Source organism: Streptomyces aurantiacus JA 4570, from assembly GCF_000414115.1.
In the GTDB taxonomy this organism is placed as follows: domain Bacteria; phylum Actinomycetota; class Actinomycetes; order Streptomycetales; family Streptomycetaceae; genus Streptomyces; species Streptomyces aurantiacus_A.
In genome coordinates this window covers 16,169-39,208 of sequence record NZ_AOPZ01000073.1, presented here as the reverse complement: position 1 = coordinate 39,208, position 23,040 = coordinate 16,169, and the positions used below count along the sequence as shown (strand labels likewise).

The window sequence follows — 23,040 nt, the reverse complement described above, 5'->3', positions numbered from 1 at the left end:
GTGCGCACGCAAGCATTCCTCGTACGCAAGCGTACGCACTCAGGGGGCATCCCATGACTCGCTCGTTCCTCTTCGTCCACGGCAGCGCCCGCCCGCGGGGCAACACCGAGATCCTGGCCCGCAAGGCGGCCGAACAACTGCCGTCGGACGTCGAGCAGCGCTGGATCGATCTCGCCGACCACCCGCTCCCCGACTTCGAGGACCTGCGCCACGACGACACTCGCCCGCGCGCCCGGCCCCGCCCGCAGGGCGACACCGAGGCGCTGCTCCTGGACGCCACCCTCGCCGCCACGGACATCGTCATCGCGTCCCCGCTGTACTGGTACTCGGTGTCGGCCACCGTCAAGCGCTACCTGGACTACTGGGACGCCTGGCTGGAGGTCCCCGAGCTCGACTTCAAGGACACCCTGGCGGGCCGGACGCTGTGGGGCGTGACGGCCCTCGCGGACCGCAACGAGGCGGCCGCGGACCCGCTAGTCGGCACGCTGCGCAACACCGCCGCGTTCTTCCCGATGCGCTTCGGGGGCGTACTGCTCGGCAACGGCACCCGGCCGGGACACGTCCTGAACGACACCGAGGCCCTGGCCCGCGCCAAGACGTTCTTCGCCCAGGAGGACATCCCGGTGGCGCGCTTCCCCTTCAGCTCCGGGTCGTACGGCGAGTAGCCCTACGTGGCGATGTCCTTCGCCCCGAACCGCGCCCACGCCGCCGACCCGAACACCCCGGCGTACAGCGCCTGCAGGCCGAGGTTCTTGACCAGGTCGTCCCAGTAGACCGGGTCACGCATCAAGTCGGCGAAGGACAGCCAGTAGTGCGAGAACAGATACGGGTGCACCGCGTGCAACTGGGGGATCTGGTCGACGATCTGGACGGTGATGAGCAGCCCGACGGTCGTCGCCATCGCGGCGATGCCGCTGCTCGTCAGCGTCGACACGAACAGGCCGAGCGCGGCCACGCCGATCAGTGAGGCGGCCACGACCAGCGCGATCAGCAGGGCGCGCAGCAGCCCCTCCCCGAAGCCGATCCGCGTCCCGGAGATCGTCGTGACCTCGCCGAGCGGGAACAACAGCGCCCCCACGGCCAGCGCGGACGCCGCCACCACCAGCGTCGCGACGAGGCAGAACGTCAGCGTGGTGACGTACTTGGCGAGCAGCAGCCGGGTGCGGCCCGCGGGCGCCACAAGGAGATAGCGCAGCGTCCCCGCACTGGCCTCGCCCGCTATCGCGTCGCCCGCGACGACGCCGATCGCCATCGGCAGGAAGAACGGGAGCGTCGCCGCCAGCGCCGTGAAGACGAGGAACAGGCCGTTGTTGGTGACCTGCGCGATGAACGCGGGTCCACCGCCGCCCTCCGGACCGCCGCCGCCGATCGACCCGCCGTCGCTCGTCTCGATCTTGACGGCGATGCCCACGAGCACCGGCACGGCGGCGAGCACCGCGAGCAGCGCGAGGGTGCGCCAGCGGCGGAAGGTGACGGACAGCTCGCTGCGGAACAGGCCCAGGGTCCAGGCGAGGCGCACCGGGCGCGGCCCGCTGCCCTGCCCCGGTTCCTGACCCGTCTCCTCTGGTGCCGCCGGTGCGCCCGCCCCCGCCGTCACGTCAGCCCGCGACATCGAATCCCTCTCCCGTCAGCGCGACGAACGCGTCCTCCAGGGAGGCCCGTTCGACGCCGAATCCACGGACGCGCACGCCCGCCCCGACCAGCGCGGCGTTGACGTCGGCGAGGTCCGTGCCGGGCGGCTCGCCCGTGACGCGGTCCTCGGAGACGACCAGGTCGGCCACGCCGAGTTCCTTCAGTACGCGGGCCGCGTCGCCGGTGTCCGGTGTGGTCACGGTCAGCCTTCCGCGCGCGCCCGCGGCGAGTTCGGCGACCGGGCCCTGGGTGATCAGGCGGCCCTGGGTCATCACCGCCGCGTGCGTACAGACCTGTTCGATCTCGTCGAGGAGGTGCGAGGAGAGGAAGACGGTGGTGCCTTCGGACGCCAGCTCCCGCACCAGGGACCGGATCTCGCGCATGCCCTGCGGGTCGAGTCCGTTCGTCGGCTCGTCGAGTACGAGGAGTGCGCGCGGTTGCAGCAGGGCCGCCGCCAGGCCGAGGCGCTGCTTCATGCCCAGCGAGTACGCCTTCGCCTTCTTGCCCGCGGCGGCGGTCAGGCCGACCCGGTCGAGGGCCGACTCGGCGCGGGCCCGGCGGGTGCGGGGGTCGGCGGTCGGGTCGGCGGAGTCGTACCGCAGGAGGTTCTCGCGGCCGGAAAGGAAGCCGTACAGCGCCGGGCCCTCGATGAGCGCGCCCACCTGCGGCAGGACTCTCCGGCCTTCGTGCGGCATGGGGCGGCCGAGGACCTTGGCGCGGCCGGAAGTCGGCTCGATCAGGCCCATCAGCATGCGGATCGTCGTGGTCTTGCCGGAGCCGTTGGGACCGAGGAAACCGAAGACGCTGCCGCGCGGCACGGTGAGGTCGAGCCGGTCCACGGCGAGATGCTTGCCGTACCGCTTGGTCAGCCCGAACGTCTCGATCACGCTGCCCATGACCTTCGCCTCGCCGCCGTTGGTGCTCGGCACCGTCTTCCTCCCGTTGCCCGGCCGGACGAGGTGCCCGGCTTGCCCGGCCGGACGAGGTGTCCGGCTGAACGATGGGGCGGCGGTTGGGAGGTACCGGACCGGTACCTCCCAACCGCCGCCCGCTCTCATGTGCTCACGGTCGCGCCGCCGCCAGTGCCGCTAGTGGGCCGCGTTCGCCGCCTTGACCAGCGCGTCCTTCGTGACCGCGCCGACGTACACCTTGCCGTCGTCGGTGACGAGGGCGTTGATCAGGCGGGTCTTGAAGACCGTGCCCGAGCCGAAGTCGCCCTTCACCTGGTCGCCGAGGGAGTTCAGGAACTTCTCGGCCTCCGGCGGTACGTCGCCGGAGTCGGAGCCCGAGCCCGACGTGGGCAGGCCCTGGCCGCCGGGCGTCTTCAGCTCGGCGATGGACGTCCAGCCGTCGCCGATGACGTTGAGGCCGCCGTCCTCCATGCCCTTGAGGTCCCTGCCGCCCATGCCGTCCTTGCCGTGGCGCCCGTTCGCGTCGCCCTCCTCGGTGACCTTCGTGCCCTTCGGGGGCCTGAAGTCGAAGGTGGAGGCGGCCGGCTTGCCGAAGTCGACCTTCGTGAAGCCCGCGTCGACGACCGCGGAACCGCCGCCCGCCGGGGACAGCGTGAACTTCAGCGGCGTACCCGTCTTGGCGTCCACCGCGATGGTGATCTGGCCGACCGTCGAACCGGACTCCTTCGGCTTGAGCACCAGGCGGTAGGCGTCACGGCCCGCGACCTGCGCGCTGCCGTCGACCTTCACGGACGTCGCCGACTTGTCGGCCGCCTTCAGGGCCTGCTCGGCGAACTCCTTGGGCGTGGAGGGAACTTCCTTGCCCAGGTCCTTCGCGCCCTCACGGTCGTGCTGCTTGCCGTGCTTGTCGCCCTTGCCGGCGTCCTTGGAGTGATACGCCTCGTTCGACGCGCTGTCGTACGCCCATACGTCGTCGCCGTTGTGGATCAGGCTGTACTCGGCGGCGTCGTCGAGCACCGACAGCTTCTGCTTGTCCGGGCCGTCGGCGGCGACGCGGAGCGTGTGCGTGCCGGAGGCCAGCTCCATCAGCTTGGCGCTCGGGTCGGCGGCCGAGCCGCCCTTGCCGCCCTCGCCGCCGTCCTCACCCGCACCGCCCGCTCCGGCGCCCGGGGCGAAGCCGCCGGTCATGCCGGAGCCGAACGACGGCAGGCCCAGGTCGGTGCTGATCTTCACCGTGCCGGAGAGCTGCTCGGTGTCCGACGCGGCGATCTTCTCGATGAGTTCCTGTGCGGTGACGTCCGGCAGGTCCGGGTCACCCGAGGTGGCGAGCGCCGGGACCAGCCCGATGGTCGCCGCGGCCACCCCCGCCACCGCGAGCGGGACGACATAGCGGGCGGCCTTGCGGCGGCCTGCGCTCAGCTCGTCCGCCTCGTTGGTGTCCTGCTCCGGTTCGTACGGTGCCATTGTGTGCCCTACCTCCGTCGTCGGCGGCGGCGTTCCGTCCTCGCGTGCACTCGTCCACCCCGCGCCGCCATTCTCACCCGAATTGGTCAGGAGTGGTTGTCCGTGCTGGCTTTCAGCTGTCTCCATCCGACCAAATCGGCCAGCCAGAAGCGTCAGACCCCGGGAGCAACTCCGCGTACTGCTCTGGGATGACAAAAGGGGGCGGCACCTCCCCCGTCCCGTAGGGGGAGGCGCCGCCCGGGATGGTGACGATCAGTGCGTCACGGGGGAGTTCCGCACGTCTGTCACGTGGTCCGAGCGCTGAGGCTCAGCGCTTGACGAACACGTAGTCCGCGCCGTACGGCACCGACGTGATGCTGCCGGACTTGCAGCTGCCGGACGGCTGGACGCCGCCGACGGTGTTGAGCCGCAGGATCTCGGTCGTGCCCGCGAGCAGCCCGCGCTTCTTGCCGACCTGCTCGGCCTTCAGGTCGAGTTCGGCGATGTTCTTCGCGCCGTTGGGCGTCTTGGAGATCAACTTGCCGGTGACGCCGCTGCCGTCGGGGGCGACCCAGCGCGGGGTGCCGGAGTTCGGGGCGACGAAGTCGTGGGCGATGCGGCCGCCGAGGGTCGCGCGGACGTCGCGCTGCTGGAAGGTGAACCCGCCCGAGCCGTCCTCGGCCTTCTTGCACTGGTAGATCTGCTTGCCCTTGACCACGGACGCCTGGAAGCTGCGCGCGGCCGCGTCCAGGGAGACGTTCGCGGTGACCTTGTGGAGCTGGCCGCGGACGGCTCCGCCGGGGAACTCGGCGGTGTGCAGGTTGGCGTAGAAGCCGTTCGGGTCCGCCTTGAGGCGCTTGAGCAGGGCGGCGTCGGTGACCTTGACCGTGCCGGTGACGCGCTGGTGCTCGGCCTTGGCGAGCAGCTTGGTGAAGTCGACCTTGATGCCTCCGTTGGTTCCCTTGGCGCCCTGGTGGATGTGCAGGGCGGACGGCTTGGCGGTGCCGCGCCACTTCACGGTGACGCTGACCTTGTCGCCCTTGACCTTCACGAACTGCAGGGCCGCGCCGTCCTTGTCGCCGACGGCGGGGCCGCCCTGGACGGGTACCTCGTTGGCGCCGTTCATGCTCGCCACGAAGAGGGTGCCGCCGGCGGCCTTGCCGCTCCGCGCCACTACGGTCTCGTCGCCGCCCGCTCCGGCGCCGTGCGCGACGCCGTGCGCGCCGCTGCGGCTCCCGCCGGCTCCGCTCGTCCCGCTTCCGCTTCCGCTGTCCGCCGTCGCCGGCAGGACGGTGGCGGCCACACCGGCGGCCGCGGCGACCGCGACGCCCGTGACGAGCAGGGTGCGGCGGCGGTTCTTGGCGTACGTGGTGACAGTGCCCATGACCTGAAATCTCCCCGTTCCACGACCGACGCCCCCTGCGCCGGCTCTGGCCATGAGTACGGAACGAATCCGACCCTGGACTCAATCCAGGCTCGACCTCTAGGTGTGACGTGCATCACGCCTACGGCGGCCTTACGCACGGCCACGCCTTACGCACCGCCGCTGCGCGGCGGCTCTCCCACCCACCCACCCGTGACCGTGGTCCGCGACGCACCGCCGGGGCACCGTTCCTGCTCGAGCGAAGCCGAGAGCTTGGGGAAGGCAGGGCGGAACGGGTGGGCACAGCCCCGGCCGACGGGGCCGATATGTGGGCGGCGGGGCACCACCCAGGCCGACAGCGCCGGTATGTGGGCGGCAGGGCACCACCCAGGCCAACGCCGACCTCAAGGACAACGGCAACCACGAATCGGCCCACGAAGCCCCGCGGGCACCCTCATCCAGCCCGATGCACAACCAAGTCGCACAGCTCGACCAACGACGCCTTGGCGTCACACTCGGGCAACGGAACAAGCGCGGCCCGAGCCTCCTCGGCATACCGCACCGTGTCCCGCCGAGCCTGCTCAAGAGCCGGATGCACCCGCAGCCGGGCAAGCGCCTCCGCATGCCGGGCGTCATCCGTGAGATCGGAGTCCAGCAGCTCGCACAGCGCGACATCCTCCGCGAGCCCGAGCCGAGCGACCCGCTCCCGCAGCCGCAGCACGGGCAGCGTGGCAATCCCCTCCCGCAGATCCGTACCCGGCGTCTTCCCGGATTCCGTCGACTCGGACGCGATGTCGAGGACGTCGTCCGCGAGCTGGAAGGCGACCCCCAGCCGCTCCCCGTACTGCGTGAGCACGTCCACCACGGTCTCGTCGGCGCCCGACATCATCGCCCCGAACCGACAGGCGACGGCGACCAGCGAGCCGGTCTTCCCGGCCAGCACCTCGAGGTAGTGGTCGACCGGGTCACGCCCGTCGGACGGCCCCGCGGTCTCCAGGATCTGCCCGGTGACCAGCCGCTCGAACGCCTCGGCCTGGATACGGACGGCCTCCGGCCCGAGGTCGGCCAGCGTGTGGGACGCGCGCGCGAACAGGAAGTCGCCGGTGAGGACCGCCACGGAGTTGCCCCAGCGCTGGTTGGCGCTCGCCACGCCCCGGCGCACATCGGCCTCGTCCATCACGTCGTCGTGGTACAGCGTCGCGAGGTGCGTCAGCTCCACCACCACGGCCGACGGCACCACTCCGGGCGCGTACGGGTCGCCGAACTGGGCCGTGAGCATCACAAGCAGTGGCCGAAAACGTTTGCCGCCGGCCCGCACGAGGTGCTGGGCGGCTTCGGTGATGAAGGGGACCTCGCTCTTGGTGGCCTCGAGCAGGCCCTCCTCGACAGCCGCCAACCCGGCCTGGACATCGGCTTCGAGAGCCTGGTCCCGCACGCTCAGCCCGAAGGGCCCGACGACGGTCACGAGGGGTTCTCCTGTCTGCTGACGATCACAAGTCGATCACTCGGTCGATCATTCGTCGATGACACGGTTTGTCGATGTGTCGCTGCCATCACTCAAGTCAGCGTATCCGGTCGCCTTTCGATCACAGCCAGCGCCTGCCCGAGCAGAGGAGACCAGCCTGCCCGATAGACATGGAATGACCGAATTACTCCACAGGCAACGATGTGCCCCACATGGAGCGAGTAATACCCCCCGTTCCACAGACAGCCGCCCGCCCCGGCACGAGCCCCGCGCGACCCCCGCACCGACCCCAGGACGGAGCGGCGTACTGGACGAACGGCCACACGAAGGACCGGCAACACATCAGGCAGCACATCGCGCGGCCCACCGGCCGGGCCCCGACGGCCGCGCACGACCCCGCCCGCCGAACCGGAACCCCCACCTCCGCCACCTGACGTCATCCGGCCAGACATCCACCCCGCGTACATTTCCGGCCACGCGCCACCCCCAGCACCCGGGCCCCACACGCCGCCCCCACCCCACACGCCACACGCCAGACCGCCCGCCGACAGCCCGCCCAGCTCCGGACACGTGGCGCCCCACCCTCACCCCATCAGCCGCTCCAGCACCACCGCGATCCCGTCCTCCTCGTTGGACGCGGTCAACTCGTCCGCGACCGCCTTGAGTTCAAGGTGGGCGTTGGCCATCGCCACGCCGTGCGCGGCCCACGCGAACATCGGGATGTCGTTCGGCATGTCACCGAACGCGAGGGTGTCGGCGGCCCTCAGCCCCATCCGCTCCGCCGCCAGCGCGAGCCCCGTCGCCTTCGTCACCCCGCACGGCTGAAGCTCCACCGTGCCGGGCCCGGACATCGTGACCGTCGCGAGCGACCCCACCGCCGCCCGGGCCACCTCCGCCAACTCGTCGTCCGCCAGCGCGGGGTGCCGCAGCAGCACCTTGCTGATCGGCTCCTCCCACAGCACGTCCCGCCGGGGCACCCGCACCGCGGGCAGCGTCGGGTGCGGCATCTCGTACCCGGGCTCGATCAGCGTCAGCCCGTCGACCCCGTCCTGGTCGACCGCCGCGAAGACCTGCCCGACCTCCGCCTCGATCTTCCCCAACGCGGCCTCCGCGAGCTCACGGTCCAGCGTCACCGACCACACCATGCGGCCGCTGCCCGCGTCGTAGAGCTGGGCGCCCTGCCCGCACACCGCGAGGCCGTCGCACCCGAGCTCCTCCAGGAGCGGGCGCACGCGGGGCGCGGGACGCCCGGTGACGACAAGGTGCCGCGCTCCGCCCTCACTCGCGGCGGCCAGCGCCCTGCGCGACCGGTCGGAAACCGTGTCGTCACAGCGCAGCAGGGTTCCGTCCAGGTCAGTGGCGATGAGGGCATATGCGAGGGGAGCGGCCATGATCCGAAGAATACGGATCTGACGCCGGGCGTTAAGCCGTGTGGCAGGAGCTGTGACGGTTCCGGTGCGCCCGGCGCACTCCCGGCAGACACCGGGTCGTGGGCCCGGTCACGCCCGGTGATGCGCGCCCCGGGCGCACAGGCGCGCCGGACTTGACGGCCCGCTCCTGGTTCACCGGAACGAGGAGCCCTCCGCGACCACGCCCCGGACGGGGCCCGAACTTCCTTGCCCGGACCACTGGTTGCGCGCCCCGGATGTCACTCGAAAGCCCGACGCTGCGAAAGAGGGTGCGCGGCGGGCGCGGCGGCGGCGGTCGGCTCGGGCCCGCCGCGCCCGAGCCGTGCACAAGCGGCCTCACTTCCTCCTGGGCGGCCTCACTTCCACGGGTCGGTGAACGACCGGCCGGGCACCGGCTTGGCTATGAGCGCCACGGCGATGAAGAAGTTGACCTGGCCTATCGCGAACATCAAGGTGGCCAGCGCCTTGGGCTCATAGTGCTCGGCCGCCTGGGCGTACAGCTCGTCCGACACCCGCTCGCCGTGCACGGACGGCTGCAGCACCGCCTCCACCAGAGCCAGGGCGGCACGCTCGGCACCGGTGAAGTACGGCGAGTCCTGCCAGGACGCCACCGACGTGATCCGCTCCTCCGACTCCCCTGCCTTGCGCAGGAACCCGGTGTGCAGAACGGTCAGGTAGGTGTTGCCCACGATCTGCCCCGCGCGCAACTGCATCAGGCTGATCGTCGAGCGCGGCACCGAACCGTTGCCGGTGACCTTGAACAGCGCCGCCGACACGGCCGCCAGCTCGGGGACCAGCTCCGCGGGGTCCTCCGTCATCCGCGGAGCCATCGGGACCTCGGCCGTGATCGAACGCGTTTCCATCGCCATCTCCTTAAGGCTTTCAAGTTGCTGTCACTGCCCTGACGGATGGCGCCGGAGGAATGTGACCGACGGAAGGCAATTGTTTTGTGCCCTAGTCCGCAGCCCCCGCCGCCCCCGCGGCCACCACCCCCACGCCTCCGCCCGCGTCCAGGCGCGGGATGCGGCGTATCGCCGCGTACGCCGCCGCCGGGTAGCGGGCGTCGGGCCGCAGTGCGTACTCCCGCAGGCATGCCTCGGTGAACTTGATGACGTGTTCGTCGCCGTGCTCCACGGCCCCTGCGCCGAGCTCGTCGAGCGGGGGCAGGCCGGCCGTCTCGGTCTGCCAGGCGGCCGTGCCCTCGTCCCGCCGGTCCGTGGTGAAGGCGAGGAGGAAGGCCGACTGGACCTGCCACAGCTGGGCGAGCGTCGGCTCGTACAACTCCTGGGGCAGGTGCGGCAGGACGAGGCGTGCGGCGGCGGGCGCGGTGACGCCGTGGACGAGCGGCACCGGGAAGACCTCGGGGTGGCCCAGATAGACGTCGGCGAACTGGAGCGTCATGTCGCCGAGCAGGCGGGACGCCGGGTGCGGCGCGAGCCGCTCCAATGACTCGGCATAGCCGGGAAGTTGCCCGAGGGTGTCGAGACGTCCCTGGGCGACCGATGGACCGCGCGGTCCGTCGAGCGGCACGCGGGGCAGCGCGGCGACGGCTTCCGCCACGCTGTCGGTGCCGCGGAGGGCCGGGCTGCCGGGGAGTGTGCGGTGCCGCGCGGCCCAGTAGGCGAGGCCCCTGGACAGCTCGTCGAGCTGGAGCGCGGTGGGCGCGTCCCCGGCCGCGGCCAGCCCCCGCACCGCGTGCGCCGTCCGGATCAGGCCGTGTGTCAGGCCGGCGAAGAGACCGGGGATCAGGCGCGGCCACCAGCGGGCGAGGACGTCGCGCCAGGGCGCGGTGGCGAGTTCGCGCGCGAACAGCCGCTCCCAGTCGCCGGCTCGGCCGAAATCACCCAGCGCGGGGCGCCAGGACGCCTCGTCGGCGGGGTCGAGGGCGAAGCGTGCGGCGGGCGGCTCGTGGTGGTCGAGCGCGCGGCGGTAGCGGCCGGTCCAGTGCGCGACCTCGTCCCCGTGCCCGAGCACCGCGATGGCCTCGGCGGCCATCGGGCCGTGGTTGGCGAGGTCGACGCCGACGCCCCGCTCGTAGCCGAGATCCCCGAGTCGTTCCAATGCGTCGTTGACGGCGTCGCTGTAGCTGATGGGCGGCATGTCGTGATCCCCCTAGAAGTGAGCGTGCGGAGCCTCCACACTTTGGATACCCAAACACTTCGACTATCCAAACACTTCAGTTTGCCGAACACTCAGAGTTTCCGAACAAACTAGACTCGCGGCATGCGACGCGCGCCAGACCCTGGGAAACCCACCGCCGTCGAGGCCCAGATCGTGGGCCTCGTGCCCCTGCTCGAGCCCTACTTCCGGGGTGCGGTGGTGAGCGAGCTGATGCCGGAGCGGCTGCGTGAGGCGATGGACAGCCATGGCCTGACGCCGCGCCACGGCGCCGTGCTCCCCCAACTCCTGGCGGCCGCCGAGCCGTTGACGGTGAGCGGTATCGCCCACCGACTGCAGGTGTCGCTGCCCACGGCCAGCGAACTCGTCGGCGGCCTGGCCCGCGCCGGGATCGTCACGCGCGCCCCGGACGAGTCGAACCGCCGCCGGGTCCTGGTGTCCCTGGCCGAGGACTACCGGCCGCTGCTCGAATCCTTCGTCGTACGCCGTGGCGAACCGCTGCTCCGCGCGCTCGCCGGGCTCTCCCCCGAGCAGCGGGAGGGGTTCACCGCGGGGCTCCGGGCGTGGGTGCGGGAGGTGCAGGGGAGCCAGGAGGGGCCGGGGACGGGGGCCTGACGGAACCTCCTGGCGACGGGGCGCGTCACATGGGTGACGTAATCGACCCGTTCGACCCGACGACAAGGAACGCCATGGCACTGCCCCGGACCCGCAAACTCGCCCTCGCCACCGCGAGCGCCCTCGCGCTGCTCACCGCGGGGCTCGCCTGGCAGGCGTCGGCGGCGGACTCGGACGGCACCGGCCGCACGTCGTCACCGGGCGCGAAGTCGGACACCGTGAGCAGCAAGGAGGTCTCACACGACGCCTCCTCGGCCGCGGAGTACTGGACGCCGGAGCGCATGCGCGCGGTCCAGCCCGCGCCCATGCCGGTGGCCCCGGACAACTCGGTCGCGGGCCGCTGAGCCGGACCCCGGACGGACGCCGAGACCCAAGCCACCGAGGCCGAGGCCGCGCACGCAGCCGTCAGCCCTCAGGCAGCGGCCGTCCACGCCGACGGACGGCCGCACTCACCCGGCCGGGCACCACCCGGCACCGCCCTCAGCCCCGGTACACCCCCGCCAAGTGCCGTGCCAGCCGCGGCGAGGCGAACTCCGTGCCGCACACGAACCGCATCACCGGGCCGTACGACGAGCCGGCCAGCATGCCCGTGAAGTACAGGCCGGGCACGGACGAGGCGTAGCCCGGGCCCAGTTTGGGGGTGCCGCGGCTGACGGCGAGGCGGGCGCGCAGGCCGTGGCCGAGGAAGCTGAGGGCGGCGAGGTCTACGCGATACCCCGTCGCGGCGATGATGTGGTCCGCGGTGAGTTCCTGGGGGCGGCCGCCAAGGGTCTCCACGGTGAGGACGGGGCGGCCCTCGCGTGTGCTGGCCGACGCGACGCGCCGCACCTCGCGCGCCTCGACCTTCCCCTCGAACCGCTCCCGCAGCCACCACGCGCCGAGCGGGCCGAGGATGCGACGGGTGAGGAAGTGCCGGGTGGCGGCGGGGAGATGGCGGTATGCCTGGGCGTAGTAGCTGATCGCGTACAGCGACCAGGCGTGGCCGAACGGCGACTCCGGGCGCAGCTTCGGCTGCTCCCACGGCGGCCCGCCGAACGCCACCGAGCGCCGGCCGCGCGCCACCACCCGCACGCGCGCGCCCGCCTCCGCCGCGAGCACCGCCGTCTCCAGGGCGGACTGGCCGGCCCCGACGACGAGCAGCTCCTGGCCCGCGTACCGCGTCAGGTCGTGGTGCTGGGCGCTGTGCGAGACGGGGCCCGCGGGCGAAGGGCCGTCCGGCGCGGCCGCGGCCAGCTCGCGCGGCAGCCGCGCGAGGCCGGACAGGCCCGTGGCGACGACGACCGCGCGGGCGGCGAACTGCTCCCCGGAGTCCAGCTTCACCTCGAAGCCCCCGGCCGGCCGCTGGTCGACGGAGACCACTCGCACCCGCTCCAGGCCGGGCACGAGCTTCTGCTGGAACCACTGTCCGTACCCGACGAACGTCTCTACGGGGATGATGTCCTCGTCGGTGATCAGGCGGGGCAGGCCCGCCGCGTCGCAGTAGTCGACGAGGGTGTGGCCGCGCTGCGGCGCGTCGATGTTCGACGCCACGGGCGTCGACTTCAGGAGCATGCCCGCGGGCATGTGCGCGTGCCAGCTCACCATGGGTTCGCCGAACACACGCACCGATACGCCGCGGGCCCGCAGGTGCGCCGCGGTGGACAGGCCGTAGGGCCCCGCCCCGATGACGACGACTGGCCGGACTGACTGGACCGGTCGGGCTGATTGATTCACGAAGTCCCTCCCCAGGACGTCGTGTGCGCCGTGCCGTCGCACGGGGCACCGTCACTTCGTGGTCGTGCTGCCGCGGCGGTTCGTCCGCCACAGTTGGTACAGATGCTTCGCCCCAGGACGTACGAAACGCGCGAGCATGGTGAAAAACGGCAGCATGTCGTCCGCCGCGAGCCACGCGAGCTCCGTGCCGCTGGCGCGGGTCGGCGCGTGCGGCGTCACATAGCCGCTGCGGCGGTAGGCGAGGTAGGCGGGCAGGTCGATGTTCTCCACGACATAGCGGTGCCCCGCGCGCTGCTCCCCCTCGGGGACGGCACGGCCGGTCAGATGCAGGTGCATCGCCCGGACGACGTCGATCCCGGCCTCGTTCTCGAAGAGGCGGAACTGGGCGCCCATGCGTGGGTTGAAGTCGAGCAGTTTGTACTGACCGTCGCGGCGGTCGAAGCGGAGGTCCAGATCTATGATGCCGGTGAAGCCGATCTGTTTGATGAAACGTCCGGCGAGGTCCGCGAGTTCCGGATTGTCGACGACGTACGCGTTCGCCGTCATGCCCGCGTGCGGCGGCCAGGAGCGGACCTTCACGCCGGTGAACATGGCGAGCGGCGTGGAGTCGGCGTCGCAGTAGGCGTGCACGACCCAGTCCTCGGCCTGCTCACGCGGCAGGTACTCCTGCAGGATCACGCCTGGCCGCTCCCCCCATCCGTACGACAGGTTCAGCAGCCCTTCGGGGGTGTTGATTCTCGTGGTGCCGTTCACCGCGGGCTTTTCGCGGCGCTGGAACGCCTCCCGGTTCTTGGCGACGACCGGGAACCGGGCCGTCGCGGCGAATTTCTCTATGTCGTCCTGGCTCTGCGGGCACACCGAGGCGGGCGAGGCGAGGCCGTGCTCCACGCACAGCTCGTGCAGCCCCTGCTTGCTGGCGAGCCGGCGGGGCAGCGCGGGCTCCACGCGCGGGAACAGGAATCCGCCGAAGTCCGCGTCGCCCAACTCCCGGTGGTGCTCGGCGATCAGCACCGCGGCTTCCTCGTCCGTCGGGATCAGCACCGTCGGCCTGCCGATCCGCCGCCCGATCCGCAGCAGCCCTTCCACCAGGAACGCGGGATCCTCGGTTCCGGTGGTCGGCCACGGGAACGCACGCGTGAGGTAGCGCGAGGCCGCGGCCGGCGTGTGCCGGTCCTCCGTGATCGCGAACATGGGGATGCCGAGGCGCCCGAGGCTGCGGATCGCCCCCACCCCGCCGTGGTGCAGCGGGTAGTCGCCGAACTTCACGACGAGGCCGGGCACTTCGCGGTCGGGCCGCAGGCCCACACGGCCGCTGGAATTGGTCACGGGTCCCCCCACGCGTCCCTTCCGCACCGAACCCGGACCCACCCCTGTCCGCGTCCCCAAGGAAGCTAAGCAGGGTCTGACCATTCCACCCAAGGTTTATCCGGACATTGCGAACTCTTTAGACACTGCCCCAACCCGTCCTTCCCACGTAACGTGTGGGGCACCCAGATTGGAAAGCGAGGCAGGCACGCATGTCCGAGCAGAACCCGCTCGACCTCCCCGAGGGCGACCCCTTCGGCCCGCACAATCTTCCGTACGGAGTCTTCTCCCCGGCCGGGTCCGCCACGGACTCCGCGCCCGGCTCAGCGCCTGGTTCTGCCCCCGCCGCCGACGGGCACGCCGCCGCCCGGGGCGGGCGCCGCGTCGGTGTCCGGCTCGGCTCCTACGTCCTGGACGCGGGCGCGGCCGCAGCCGCCCTCGGCTCGCCCTATGTCTCGCTGCTCGACCAGCCCACGCTGGGCCCGCTGCTCGCCGCGGGCCGCCGCACGTGGAGCGACGTGCGCCGCGCCCTCACCGCCTGGGTGACGGTCCCGGCCCACCGCGACATCGTCCGCCCGCTGCTCCACCCCCTCTCCGACGTCACCCTGCACCTGCCCTTCGAGGTCGCGGACTACGTCGACTTCTACGCCTCCGAGCACCACGCCTCGAACCTGGGCCGCATGTTCCGCCCGGACGCGCCCACCCCGCTCACCCCCAACTGGAAGCACCTGCCCATCGGTTACCACGGCCGGTCCGGCACCGTCGTGGTCTCCGGGACGGACGTGGTCCGCCCCACCGGCCAGCGCAAGGCCCCCGCCGACCCGGCGCCCGTCTTCGGCCCGTCCGTCAAGCTCGACATCGAGGCCGAGGTCGGCTTCGTCGTCGGCGCGCCCTCCGCGCTCGGGACTCCCGTGCCCCTAGCCGACTTCCGCGAGCACGTCTTCGGGCTCTGCCTCCTCAACGACTGGTCGGCCCGCGACCTGCAAGCCTGGGAGTACGTCCCGCTCGGCCCCTTCCTCGGCAAGTCCTTCGCCACCTCCGTCTCGGCCTGGATCACGCCCCTGGAGGCCCTGGACGCCGCGCGCGTCACCCCGCCCGAGCGCACCGAGCCGCTGCTGCCCTACCTCGACGACTCCGCCGAGTCCGTCGCGGACGAGCCCGGCGGCTACGACCTCCGCATCACCGTCTCCCTCAACGGTCACGTCATCTCCGAACCCCCCTTCTCCACCGTCTACTGGACCGCCGCCCAGCAGCTCGCCCACATGACCGTCAACGGCGCCTCCCTGCGGACCGGTGACCTCTACGGCTCCGGCACCGTGAGCGGGCCCTCCCCCGAGCAGTTCGGCTCCCTCATCGAGCTGACCTGGAACGGGCGGGATCCGCTCGAACTCCCTGACGGGAAGCGGACGTTCCTGGAGGACGGGGACGTCGTCACGATGACCGCGTGGGCCCCCGGCCCCGGCGGCACCCGGGTGGGCCTCGGCGAGGTCTCCGGCCGCATCGCCCCGGCCGGGGGGTGAGGCGGGGCCCTGCCGAGGGCTCCCCGATCCCGCCCCTTCCCGAAACTGGGGCTCCGCCCCCGCAGACCCCGCTCCTCAAACGCCGGAGGGGCTAAGACTTGGCCCCTCCGGCGGGGGCGGGACTGGGGAAAGCCCCGCAGGGACTACTCCCCCACCCCCGTCAACACCTCCAGCACACCCTCCCCATACGTCGCCAACTTCTTCTCGCCGACCCCGCCGATACCGCCCAGCTCCGCCACGGAAGCGGGCCGCGCCGTCGCGATCTCCCGCAGCGTCGCGTCATGGAAGATGACATAGGCCGGAACCCCCTGCTCCCGAGCCTGCGCGGCACGCCACGCCCGCAGCGCCTCAAAGACGGGCTGGGCCTCCGGAGGCAGCTCCGCCACCGCGGCGGCGGCCCGCGCCTTGCGCTCCCCCTTCGCACCCGAACGCGCCGCACCGGCGGGCTTCTTGGGCTCCTTGCGCAGCGGCACCTCCCGCTGCCGGCCGAGGACGGTGCCGCTCGTGTCGGTCAGGACCAGCGTCCCGTACTCCCCCTCGACGGCGAGCAGCCCCTGGGCCAGCAACTGCCGCACCACGCCCCGCCATTCGCCCTCGGCCAGCTCCGAGCCGATGCCGAAGACGGAGAGCTGGTCGTGGTCGAACTGGATGACCTTGGCCGTCTTCCGGCCGAGGAGGATGTCGATGATCTGGCCGGCGCCGAACTTCTGGCCGCGCTCCCGCTGCAGCCGTACGACCGTCGACAGGAGCTTCTGCGCGGCCACCGTGCCGTCCCAGGTCTCCGGCGGGGTCAGACACGTGTCGCAGTTGCCGCACGTCGGTGCCGTGGGGTCCTGGCCGAAGTAGGTCAGGAGCTGGGCGCGGCGGCACTGGACCGTCTCGCACAGGGCCAGCATCGCGTCCAGATGGGCGGCGGCGCGGCGCCGGAACGCCTCGTCGCCCTCGCTGCCCTGGATCAGCTTCCGCTGCTGGACGACGTCCTGGAGGCCGTACGCCATCCAGGCCGTCGAGGGCAGTCCGTCGCGGCCCGCGCGGCCCGTCTCCTGGTAGTACCCCTCGACGGACTTGGGCAGGTCCAGGTGGGCCACGAAGCGGACGTCCGGCTTGTCGATGCCCATGCCGAAGGCGATCGTGGCGACGACCACCAGGCCGTCCTCGCGCAGGAAGCGGGACTGGTGCCGCGCGCGCGTACCGCCGTCCAGGCCCGCGTGATACGGGACCGCCTCGACCCCGTGGGCGCGCAGGAAGTCCGCGGTACGGTCCACGCCGTTGCGCGAGAGGCAGTAGACGATGCCCGCGTCGCCGTCGTGCTCCTCCTTCAGGAACGTCAGGAGCTGCTTCTTCGGGTCCGCCTTCGGCACGATCCGGTACTGGATGTTCGGCCGGTCGAAGCTCGCCACGAAGTGCTTGGCGTCCGGCATGGCCAGGCGCTGGGTGATCTCCTGGTGGGTGGCGTCCGTCGCCGTCGCCGTCAGGGCGATGCGCGGCACGTCCGGCCAGCGCTCGCCGAGGACGGACAGGGCCAGATAGTCGGGGCGGAAGTCGTGGCCCCACTGCGCGACGCAGTGCGCCTCGTCGATGGCGAAGACCGAGATCGTGGCCCGGGAGAGCAGGTCGAGGGTGGCGTCCAGGCGCAGCCGCTCGGGGGCCAGATACAGGACGTCCAGCTCACCCGCGAGGAGCTCGGCCTCCACCACGCGGCGCTCGTCGAAGTCCTGCGTTGAGTTCATGAACCCGGCCCGCACGCCGAGCGCCCGCAGCGCGTCCACCTGGTCCTGCATCAACGCGATGAGCGGGGAGACCACGACGCCGGTGCCCGGCCTGACCAGGGCCGGGATCTGGTAGCACAGGGACTTGCCGCCGCCGGTCGGCATGAGGACGACCGCGTCCCCGCCCGCGACCACGTGCTCGATGATCGCTTCCTGCTCGCCGCGGAACGAGTCGTACCCGAAGACGCGGTGCAGCGTCTCCAGCGGTGTGCCGCTGCTCGCCGCGGCACCGCCTGCGGTCCCGCGCCCGCCCGGGCCCGCGCCCGCGGGCCTCTCACCGTCCATGAAGGGGTCCTCGCCCGCGAACGGGTCCTCGTCCCCGAACGGGTCCTCAAACGGGTCCGCGAACGGACGCGCGCCCTCGTCCATCTCAGTCATGCCACCGATCCCATGCTTCGCCCAGCCCCCGTACGTCACGCCTCGACCACCGCGTGCTTCCACCACTGCGTCCACGATAGGGGTCCGCGCCGACACCTCTCGAAGTTATCCACAGGCTCGCCCCCGCGGTATGACGAATGCGCCGTCGCCGCACGGCCCCGCACACGCCGCCGCCCGGCACCCCGCGGAACCGGGGTGCCGGGCGGCACCGTACGCGAACCGGCCCGGCGGAGCTAAAGCCCCGGGCCGGGCCCTGCCTACCGGACGAAGACTCCCGCCTGCCCGGCCAGATCGAGGAAGTACTGCGGCGCCACACCGAGCACCAGCGTGACCGCCACCCCGACCCCGATCGCCGTCATCGTCAGCGGCGAGGGCACGGCGACCGTCGGGCCGTCCGCCTTCGGCTCGCTGAAGAACATCAGCACGATCACGCGGATGTAGAAGAACGCAGCAATCGCCGACGAGAGCACACCGACCACGACCAGCGCGCCCGCGCCGCCCTCCGCGGCCGCCTTGAACACCGCGAACTTCCCGGAGAAACCGGAGGTCAGCGGGATGCCCGCGAAGGCGAGCAGGAAGACCGCGAACACCGCGGCGACCAAGGGTGAGCGGCGGCCGAGCCCCGCCCACTTCGACAGGTGCGTCGCCTCGCCGCCCGCGTCCCGCACCAGCGTGACCACCGCGAAGGCGCCGATCGTCACGAACGAGTACGCGCCCAGGTAGAACAGCACCGACGACACGCCCTCCTCCGTCGTCGCGACGACACCGGCGAGGATGAAGCCGGCGTGCGCGATCGAGGAGTACGCGAGGAGCCGCTTGATGTCGGTCTGGGTGATCGCGACGATCGCGCCGCCCAGCATCGTGATCACGGCGATGCCCCACATCACCGGCCGCCAGTCCCAGCGCAGGCCCGGGAGGACGACGTACAGCAGGCGCAGGAGCGCGCCGAACGCGGCCACCTTCGTCGCCGCCGCCATGAAGCCCGTGACCGGCGTGGGCGCGCCCTGATAGACGTCGGGCGTCCACATGTGGAACGGCACCGCGCCGACCTTGAACAGCAGGCCCATCACGATCATCGCGGCGCCGATGAGGAGCAGCGCGTCGTTGCCCATGGTGCCCGCGAGGGCGGGGTCGACCGTCGTGAGCGTGCCGTCGACGACCTTCGCGATCGTGCCGTACGACACCGAGCCCGCGTAGCCGTAGATCAGCGCGATGCCGAACAGCGTGAACGCGGAGGCGAAGGCTCCCAGGAGGAAGTACTTCACGGCCGCTTCCTGCGACATGAGGCGCTTGCGGCGCGCCAGGGCGCACAGCAGGTACAGCGGGAGCGAGAAGACTTCCAGGGCGATGAAGAGGGTCAGCAGGTCGTTCGCCGACGGGAAGACCAGCATGCCGCCGATGGCGAAGAGCGCCAGCGGGAACACCTCGGTGGTGGTGAACCCGGCCTTGGTGGCGGCCTGTTCGCCCGGGCTGCCGGGCACGGCTCCGGCCTGCGCCACGAAGGAGTCGATCCGGTTGCCGTGCGCCTCCGGGTCGAGCCTGCGCTCCGCGAACGTGAAGATCGCGACCAGGCCCGCGAGCAGAATGGTGCCCTGCAGGAACAGCGCGGGGCCGTCGACCGCGATCGCGCCCATGGCCGCGATCCGGGCCTTCGTGGTGCCGTACCCGCCGGAGGCGAGGGCGACGACCGCGGCGAACGCGGCGGCCAGCGCGACGACGGACACGAAGAGCTGGGCGTAGTAACGGGACTTGCGCGGTACGAAGGCTTCGATGAGCACTCCGATGACGGCGGCACCGATGACGATCAAGGTCGGCGCCAGCTGGCCGTACTCGATCTTCGGCGCGTCGATCTTGTCGATCGGATCGGCCGCCGCCATTGTCCACAGGTTGTGGACGGCTGTCGCACTCACTTGGCCGCCTCCACCTCGGGCTGGGGGTCCTTCTTCTGTACGTCGGACATGGTGTGCTTGACCGCCGGGTTCACCAGCTCGGTGAGCGGCTTCGGGTAGACACCGAGGCCGATCAGGAGCGCGATCAGCGGGGCGACGACGGCGAGTTCACGCACGCGCAGGTCCGGCATCGCCGACACCTCCGGCTTCACCGGGCCCGTCATCGTCCGCTGGTAGAGGACGAGGGTGTAGAGCGCGGCGAGCACGATGCCGAGGGTCGCGATGATGCCGACCGCCGGATAGCGCGCGAAGACGCCCACCAGGACCAGGAACTCACTGACGAAGGGCGCGAGCCCCGGCAGCGAGAGCGTGGCGAGACCGCCGACCAGGAAAGTGCCCGCCAGCACCGGCGCCACCTTCTGCACTCCTCCGTAGTCCGCGATCAGACGCGAGCCGCGGCGCGAGATGAGGAAGCCGGCGACCAGCATCAGGGCGGCCGTGGAGAGGCCGTGGTTGACCATGTAGAGCGTCGCGCCGGACTGCCCCTGGGACGTCATCGCGAAGATGCCGAGGATGATGAACCCGAAGTGCGAGATCGACGCGTACGCCACCAGGCGTTTGATGTCGCGCTGGCCCACGGCGAGCAGCGCTCCGTAGATGATGCTGATCAGCGCGAGTACGAGGATGACGGGCGTCGCCCACTTGCTCGCCTCCGGGAAGAGCTGAAGGCAGAAGCGCAGCATCGCGAACGTGCCGACCTTGTCGACCACCGCCGTGATCAGCACGGCGACCGGGGCCGTGGCCTCGCCCATCGCGTTCGGCAGCCAGGTGTGCAGCGGCCACAGCGGGGCCTTCACTGCGAAGGCGAAGAAGAAGCCGAGGAACAGCAGCCGCTCGGTGTTGGTCGCCATGTCGAGCGAGCCGTTGGCCCGCGCTTCGGCGATCTCCTGGAGCGAGAAGTTTCCCGCGACTACGTAGAGCCCGATCACGGCGGCCAGCATGATGAGGCCGCCGACCAGGTTGTAGAGCAGGAACTTCACTGCCGCGTACGAGCGTTGCGCCGATGCCTTCTCGTCGCTGCCCGCGTGGGCGCGGTCTCCGAAGCCGCCGATGAGGAAGTACATCGGGATGAGCATGGCTTCGAAGAAGATGTAGAAGAGGAAGACGTCGGTCGCCTCGAAGGAGATGATCACCATCGCCTCGACGGCCAGGATCAGGGCGAAGAAGCCCTGAGTCGGCCGCCAGCGCGACGACTTCGTTTCCAGCGGGTCGGCGTCGTGCCAGCCCGCCAGGATGATGAAGGGGATCAGGAGGGCGGTGAGCGCGATCAGGGCGACGCCGATGCCGTCGACCCCGAGTTCGTACCGCACTCCGAAGTCCGCGATCCAGGCGCGCGATTCGGTCAGTTGATAGCGGTCGCCGTCCGGGTCGAACCGGACGAGGACCACGACGGCCAGCACGAGGGTGGCCAGCGAGAAGAACAGCGCGAGCCACTTGGCGGCGGCCCGCCGCGCGGCCGGTACGGCCGCCGTGGCGATCGCGCCCACCGCGGGGAGCGCGGCCGTCGCTGTCAGCAGAGGAAAGGACATCGGTATCAGACCGCCCTCATCAGCAGCGTCGCGACGATGAGGACCGCCGCGCCGCCGAACATCGAGACCGCGTAACTGCGTGCGTAGCCGTTCTGCAGCTTGCGCAGCCGCCCGGAGAGCCCGCCGACCGAGGCCGCCGTGCCGTTGACCACGCCGTCGACCAGGGTGTGGTCGACGTACACCAGGGAGCGTGTGAGGTGCTCGCCGCCGCGCACCAGGACCACGTGGTTGAAGTCGTCCTGGAGCAGATCGCGGCGGGCCGCGCGGGTGACCAGCGAGCCGCGCGGGGCGACGGACGGCACCGGACGGCGGCCGTACTGCACCCAGGCCATGCTCACGCCGATGACCAGGACCACCATGGTGGCGCCCGTGACCGTGGCGGCGCTGAGCGGGGAGTCGCCGTGGTCATGGTGCGTGACCGGCTCCAGCCAGTGCATGAACCGGTCACCGATGCTGAAGAATCCACCCGCGAACACCGATCCCACGGCGAGCAGGATCATCGGAATCGTCATCGACTTCGGCGACTCGTGCGGATGCGGGGCGTTGCCCTGTGCGTCCGGCTCCCACCGCTTCTCTCCGAAGAAGGTCATGATCATCACGCGGGTCATGTAGTACGCCGTGATGGCCGCGCCGAGCAGTGCCACGGAGCCGAGGATCCAGCCCTCCGTGCCGCCCTTGGCGAACGCCGCCTCGATGATCTTGTCCTTGGAGAAGAAGCCGGACAGGCCCGGGAAGCCGATGATGGCGAGATAGCCGAGACCGAAGGTCACGAAGGTCACCGGCATGTACTTCCGCAGGCCGCCGTACTTCCGCATGTCCACCTCGTCGTTCATGCCGTGCATGACCGAACCGGCGCCGAGGAAGAGCCCGGCCTTGAAGAAGCCGTGCGTCACCAGGTGCATGATCGCGAAGACGTAGCCGATGGGGCCGAGGCCCGCGGCCAGGATCATGTAGCCGATCTGGGACATCGTCGACCCTGCGAGGGCCTTCTTGATGTCGTCCTTCGCGCAACCGACGATCGCACCGAAGAGGAGCGTCACGGCGCCCACCACGGTGACGGCCAACTGCGCGTCCGGGGCGCCGTTGAAGATCACCCCGGAGCGGACGATCAAGTACACACCGGCGGTCACCATCGTCGCCGCGTGGATGAGGGCCGAGACCGGGGTCGGGCCCTCCATCGCGTCCCCGAGCCAGGACTGCAGCGGCACCTGGGCGGACTTGCCGCAGGCCGCGAGCAGCAGCATCAGGCCGATCGCCGTCAGCTTGCCCTCGCTGGTCTCTTCGGCGGCCCCCAGGACGGGCTCGAAGGCGAACGTCCCGAAGGTGGTGAACATCAGCATGATGGCGATCGACAGGCCCATGTCGCCGACGCGGTTGACCAGGAATGCCTTCTTGGCCGCGGTGGCCGCGCTGGGCTTGTGCTGCCAGAAGCCGATCAGGAGGTACGAGGCGAGGCCGACGCCCTCCCAGCCGACGTACAGGAGCAGGTAGTTGTCGGCGAGGACCAGCAGGAGCATCGCCGCGAGGAACAGGTTCAGATAGCCGAAGAAGCGGCGGCGCCGCTCGTCGTGCTCCATGTACCCGATCGAGTACAGGTGGATCAGCGTGCCCACACCGGAGATCAGCAGGACGAACGTCATCGACAGCTGGTCGAGCTGGAAGGCGACGTCCGCCTGGAAGCCCTCGACGGGGATCCAGCTGAACAGGTGCTGATGCAGGGACCGCTCCTCGGCGCCCTTGCCGAGCATGTCGGTGAAGAGCACCAGGCCGATCACGAAGGGGACGGCCGCGAGCAGCGTGCCGAGCCAGGGGCCCACGCGGTCCAACCGGCGCCCGCCGCACAGCAGTACGGCCGCTCCGAGCAGAGGCGCCGCCACCAGCAGCGCAATCAAGTTCTCTGTGTTCACGGTTCTAGCGACCC

The 23,040-nt window shown here is 71.1% G+C and carries 18 protein-coding genes; 4 read left to right on the top strand and 14 right to left on the bottom strand.

Annotated elements, in window-relative coordinates:
- Positions 1-53 precede the first annotated feature (53 nt).
- Positions 54-665, top strand: coding sequence for a flavodoxin family protein (locus STRAU_RS10160; protein WP_016640193.1), 612 nt, complete (start codon positions 54-56; stop codon positions 663-665).
- 2 nt (positions 666-667) lie between these two features.
- On the opposite strand, the gene STRAU_RS10155 is transcribed toward STRAU_RS10160, so the two are convergent.
- The 8 genes from STRAU_RS10155 to STRAU_RS10120 all read right to left on the bottom strand — a co-directional run bounded on the left by STRAU_RS10155 (position 668) and on the right by STRAU_RS10120 (position 10,323).
- Positions 668-1,612, bottom strand: coding sequence for an ABC transporter permease (locus tag STRAU_RS10155; protein ID WP_078621119.1), 945 nt, complete (start codon positions 1,610-1,612; stop codon positions 668-670).
- Entirely contained in the window at positions 1,599-2,528 is a 930-nt protein-coding gene (locus tag STRAU_RS10150) for an ABC transporter ATP-binding protein (RefSeq protein WP_078621120.1), read from the bottom strand. The genes STRAU_RS10155 and STRAU_RS10150 overlap by 14 nt, the downstream gene beginning before the upstream one ends.
- Positions 2,529-2,720: 192 nt before the next feature.
- Positions 2,721-4,007, bottom strand: a complete 1,287-nt coding sequence (locus STRAU_RS10145) for a LolA family protein (RefSeq protein WP_016640189.1) — start codon at positions 4,005-4,007, stop codon at positions 2,721-2,723.
- A 307-nt stretch (positions 4,008-4,314) separates the two neighbouring features.
- On the bottom strand, positions 4,315-5,370 hold the full coding sequence (locus STRAU_RS10140; protein ID WP_016640188.1) for a CHRD domain-containing protein: 1,056 nt from the start codon (positions 5,368-5,370) through the stop codon (positions 4,315-4,317).
- 433 nt (positions 5,371-5,803) lie between these two features.
- The gene (locus tag STRAU_RS10135) at positions 5,804-6,814 is read right to left on the bottom strand and encodes a polyprenyl synthetase family protein (RefSeq protein ID WP_016640187.1); all 1,011 of its coding nucleotides are present in this window, start codon (positions 6,812-6,814) and stop codon (positions 5,804-5,806) included.
- A 584-nt stretch (positions 6,815-7,398) separates the two neighbouring features.
- Positions 7,399-8,205 carry a Cof-type HAD-IIB family hydrolase gene (locus STRAU_RS10130; protein WP_016640186.1) on the bottom strand — a complete coding sequence of 269 codons (807 nt, stop codon included), beginning with the start codon at positions 8,203-8,205 and terminating at the stop codon, positions 7,399-7,401.
- Between the two features lie 374 nt (positions 8,206-8,579).
- On the bottom strand, positions 8,580-9,086 hold the full coding sequence (locus STRAU_RS10125) for a carboxymuconolactone decarboxylase family protein (RefSeq protein WP_037658511.1): 507 nt from the start codon (positions 9,084-9,086) through the stop codon (positions 8,580-8,582).
- A gap of 91 nt (positions 9,087-9,177) precedes the next feature.
- Complete coding sequence (locus STRAU_RS10120) at positions 9,178-10,323, bottom strand: questin oxidase family protein (protein ID WP_016640184.1); 1,146 nt, start codon at positions 10,321-10,323, stop codon at positions 9,178-9,180.
- 123 nt (positions 10,324-10,446) lie between these two features.
- On the opposite strand from STRAU_RS10120, the gene STRAU_RS10115 reads away from it, so the two are divergent.
- Both STRAU_RS10115 and STRAU_RS10110 read left to right on the top strand, forming a co-directional pair.
- Entirely contained in the window at positions 10,447-10,956 is a 510-nt protein-coding gene (locus tag STRAU_RS10115; RefSeq protein ID WP_052029028.1) for a MarR family winged helix-turn-helix transcriptional regulator, read from the top strand.
- A gap of 29 nt (positions 10,957-10,985) precedes the next feature.
- Complete coding sequence (locus STRAU_RS10110; protein ID WP_016640182.1) at positions 10,986-11,300, top strand: hypothetical protein; 315 nt, start codon at positions 10,986-10,988, stop codon at positions 11,298-11,300.
- Between the two features lie 136 nt (positions 11,301-11,436).
- Here STRAU_RS10110 and STRAU_RS10105 read toward each other — a convergent pair whose 3' ends face one another.
- Complete coding sequence (locus STRAU_RS10105) at positions 11,437-12,669, bottom strand: FAD-dependent oxidoreductase (protein WP_037658535.1); 1,233 nt, start codon at positions 12,667-12,669, stop codon at positions 11,437-11,439.
- 51 nt (positions 12,670-12,720) lie between these two features.
- On the bottom strand, positions 12,721-13,974 hold the full coding sequence (locus STRAU_RS10100) for a carboxylate--amine ligase (protein WP_016640180.1): 1,254 nt from the start codon (positions 13,972-13,974) through the stop codon (positions 12,721-12,723).
- A gap of 212 nt (positions 13,975-14,186) precedes the next feature.
- Between STRAU_RS10100 and fahA the strand changes: the two genes are divergently transcribed.
- A complete protein-coding gene (fahA, locus tag STRAU_RS10095; RefSeq protein WP_016640179.1) occupies positions 14,187-15,494 on the top strand; it encodes a fumarylacetoacetase in 1,308 nt (435 codons plus the stop codon).
- Positions 15,495-15,637: 143 nt separating this feature from the next.
- On the opposite strand, the gene recQ is transcribed toward fahA, so the two are convergent.
- The 4 genes from recQ to nuoL form a co-directional block, all read right to left on the bottom strand.
- Positions 15,638-17,641, bottom strand: a complete 2,004-nt coding sequence (gene recQ / locus STRAU_RS10090) for a DNA helicase RecQ (RefSeq protein WP_259299874.1) — start codon at positions 17,639-17,641, stop codon at positions 15,638-15,640.
- Positions 17,642-17,898: 257 nt separating this feature from the next.
- Positions 17,899-19,551, bottom strand: coding sequence for an NADH-quinone oxidoreductase subunit NuoN (gene nuoN, locus STRAU_RS10085; protein ID WP_037658504.1), 1,653 nt, complete (start codon positions 19,549-19,551; stop codon positions 17,899-17,901).
- Positions 19,548-21,119, bottom strand: coding sequence for an NADH-quinone oxidoreductase subunit M (locus STRAU_RS10080; protein WP_016640176.1), 1,572 nt, complete (start codon positions 21,117-21,119; stop codon positions 19,548-19,550). Before STRAU_RS10080 ends, nuoN begins: the two co-directional genes overlap by 4 nt.
- Before the next feature lie 5 nt (positions 21,120-21,124).
- Entirely contained in the window at positions 21,125-23,026 is a 1,902-nt protein-coding gene (nuoL, locus tag STRAU_RS10075; protein ID WP_037658502.1) for an NADH-quinone oxidoreductase subunit L, read from the bottom strand.
- Between the last annotated feature and the right edge of the window lie 14 nt (positions 23,027-23,040).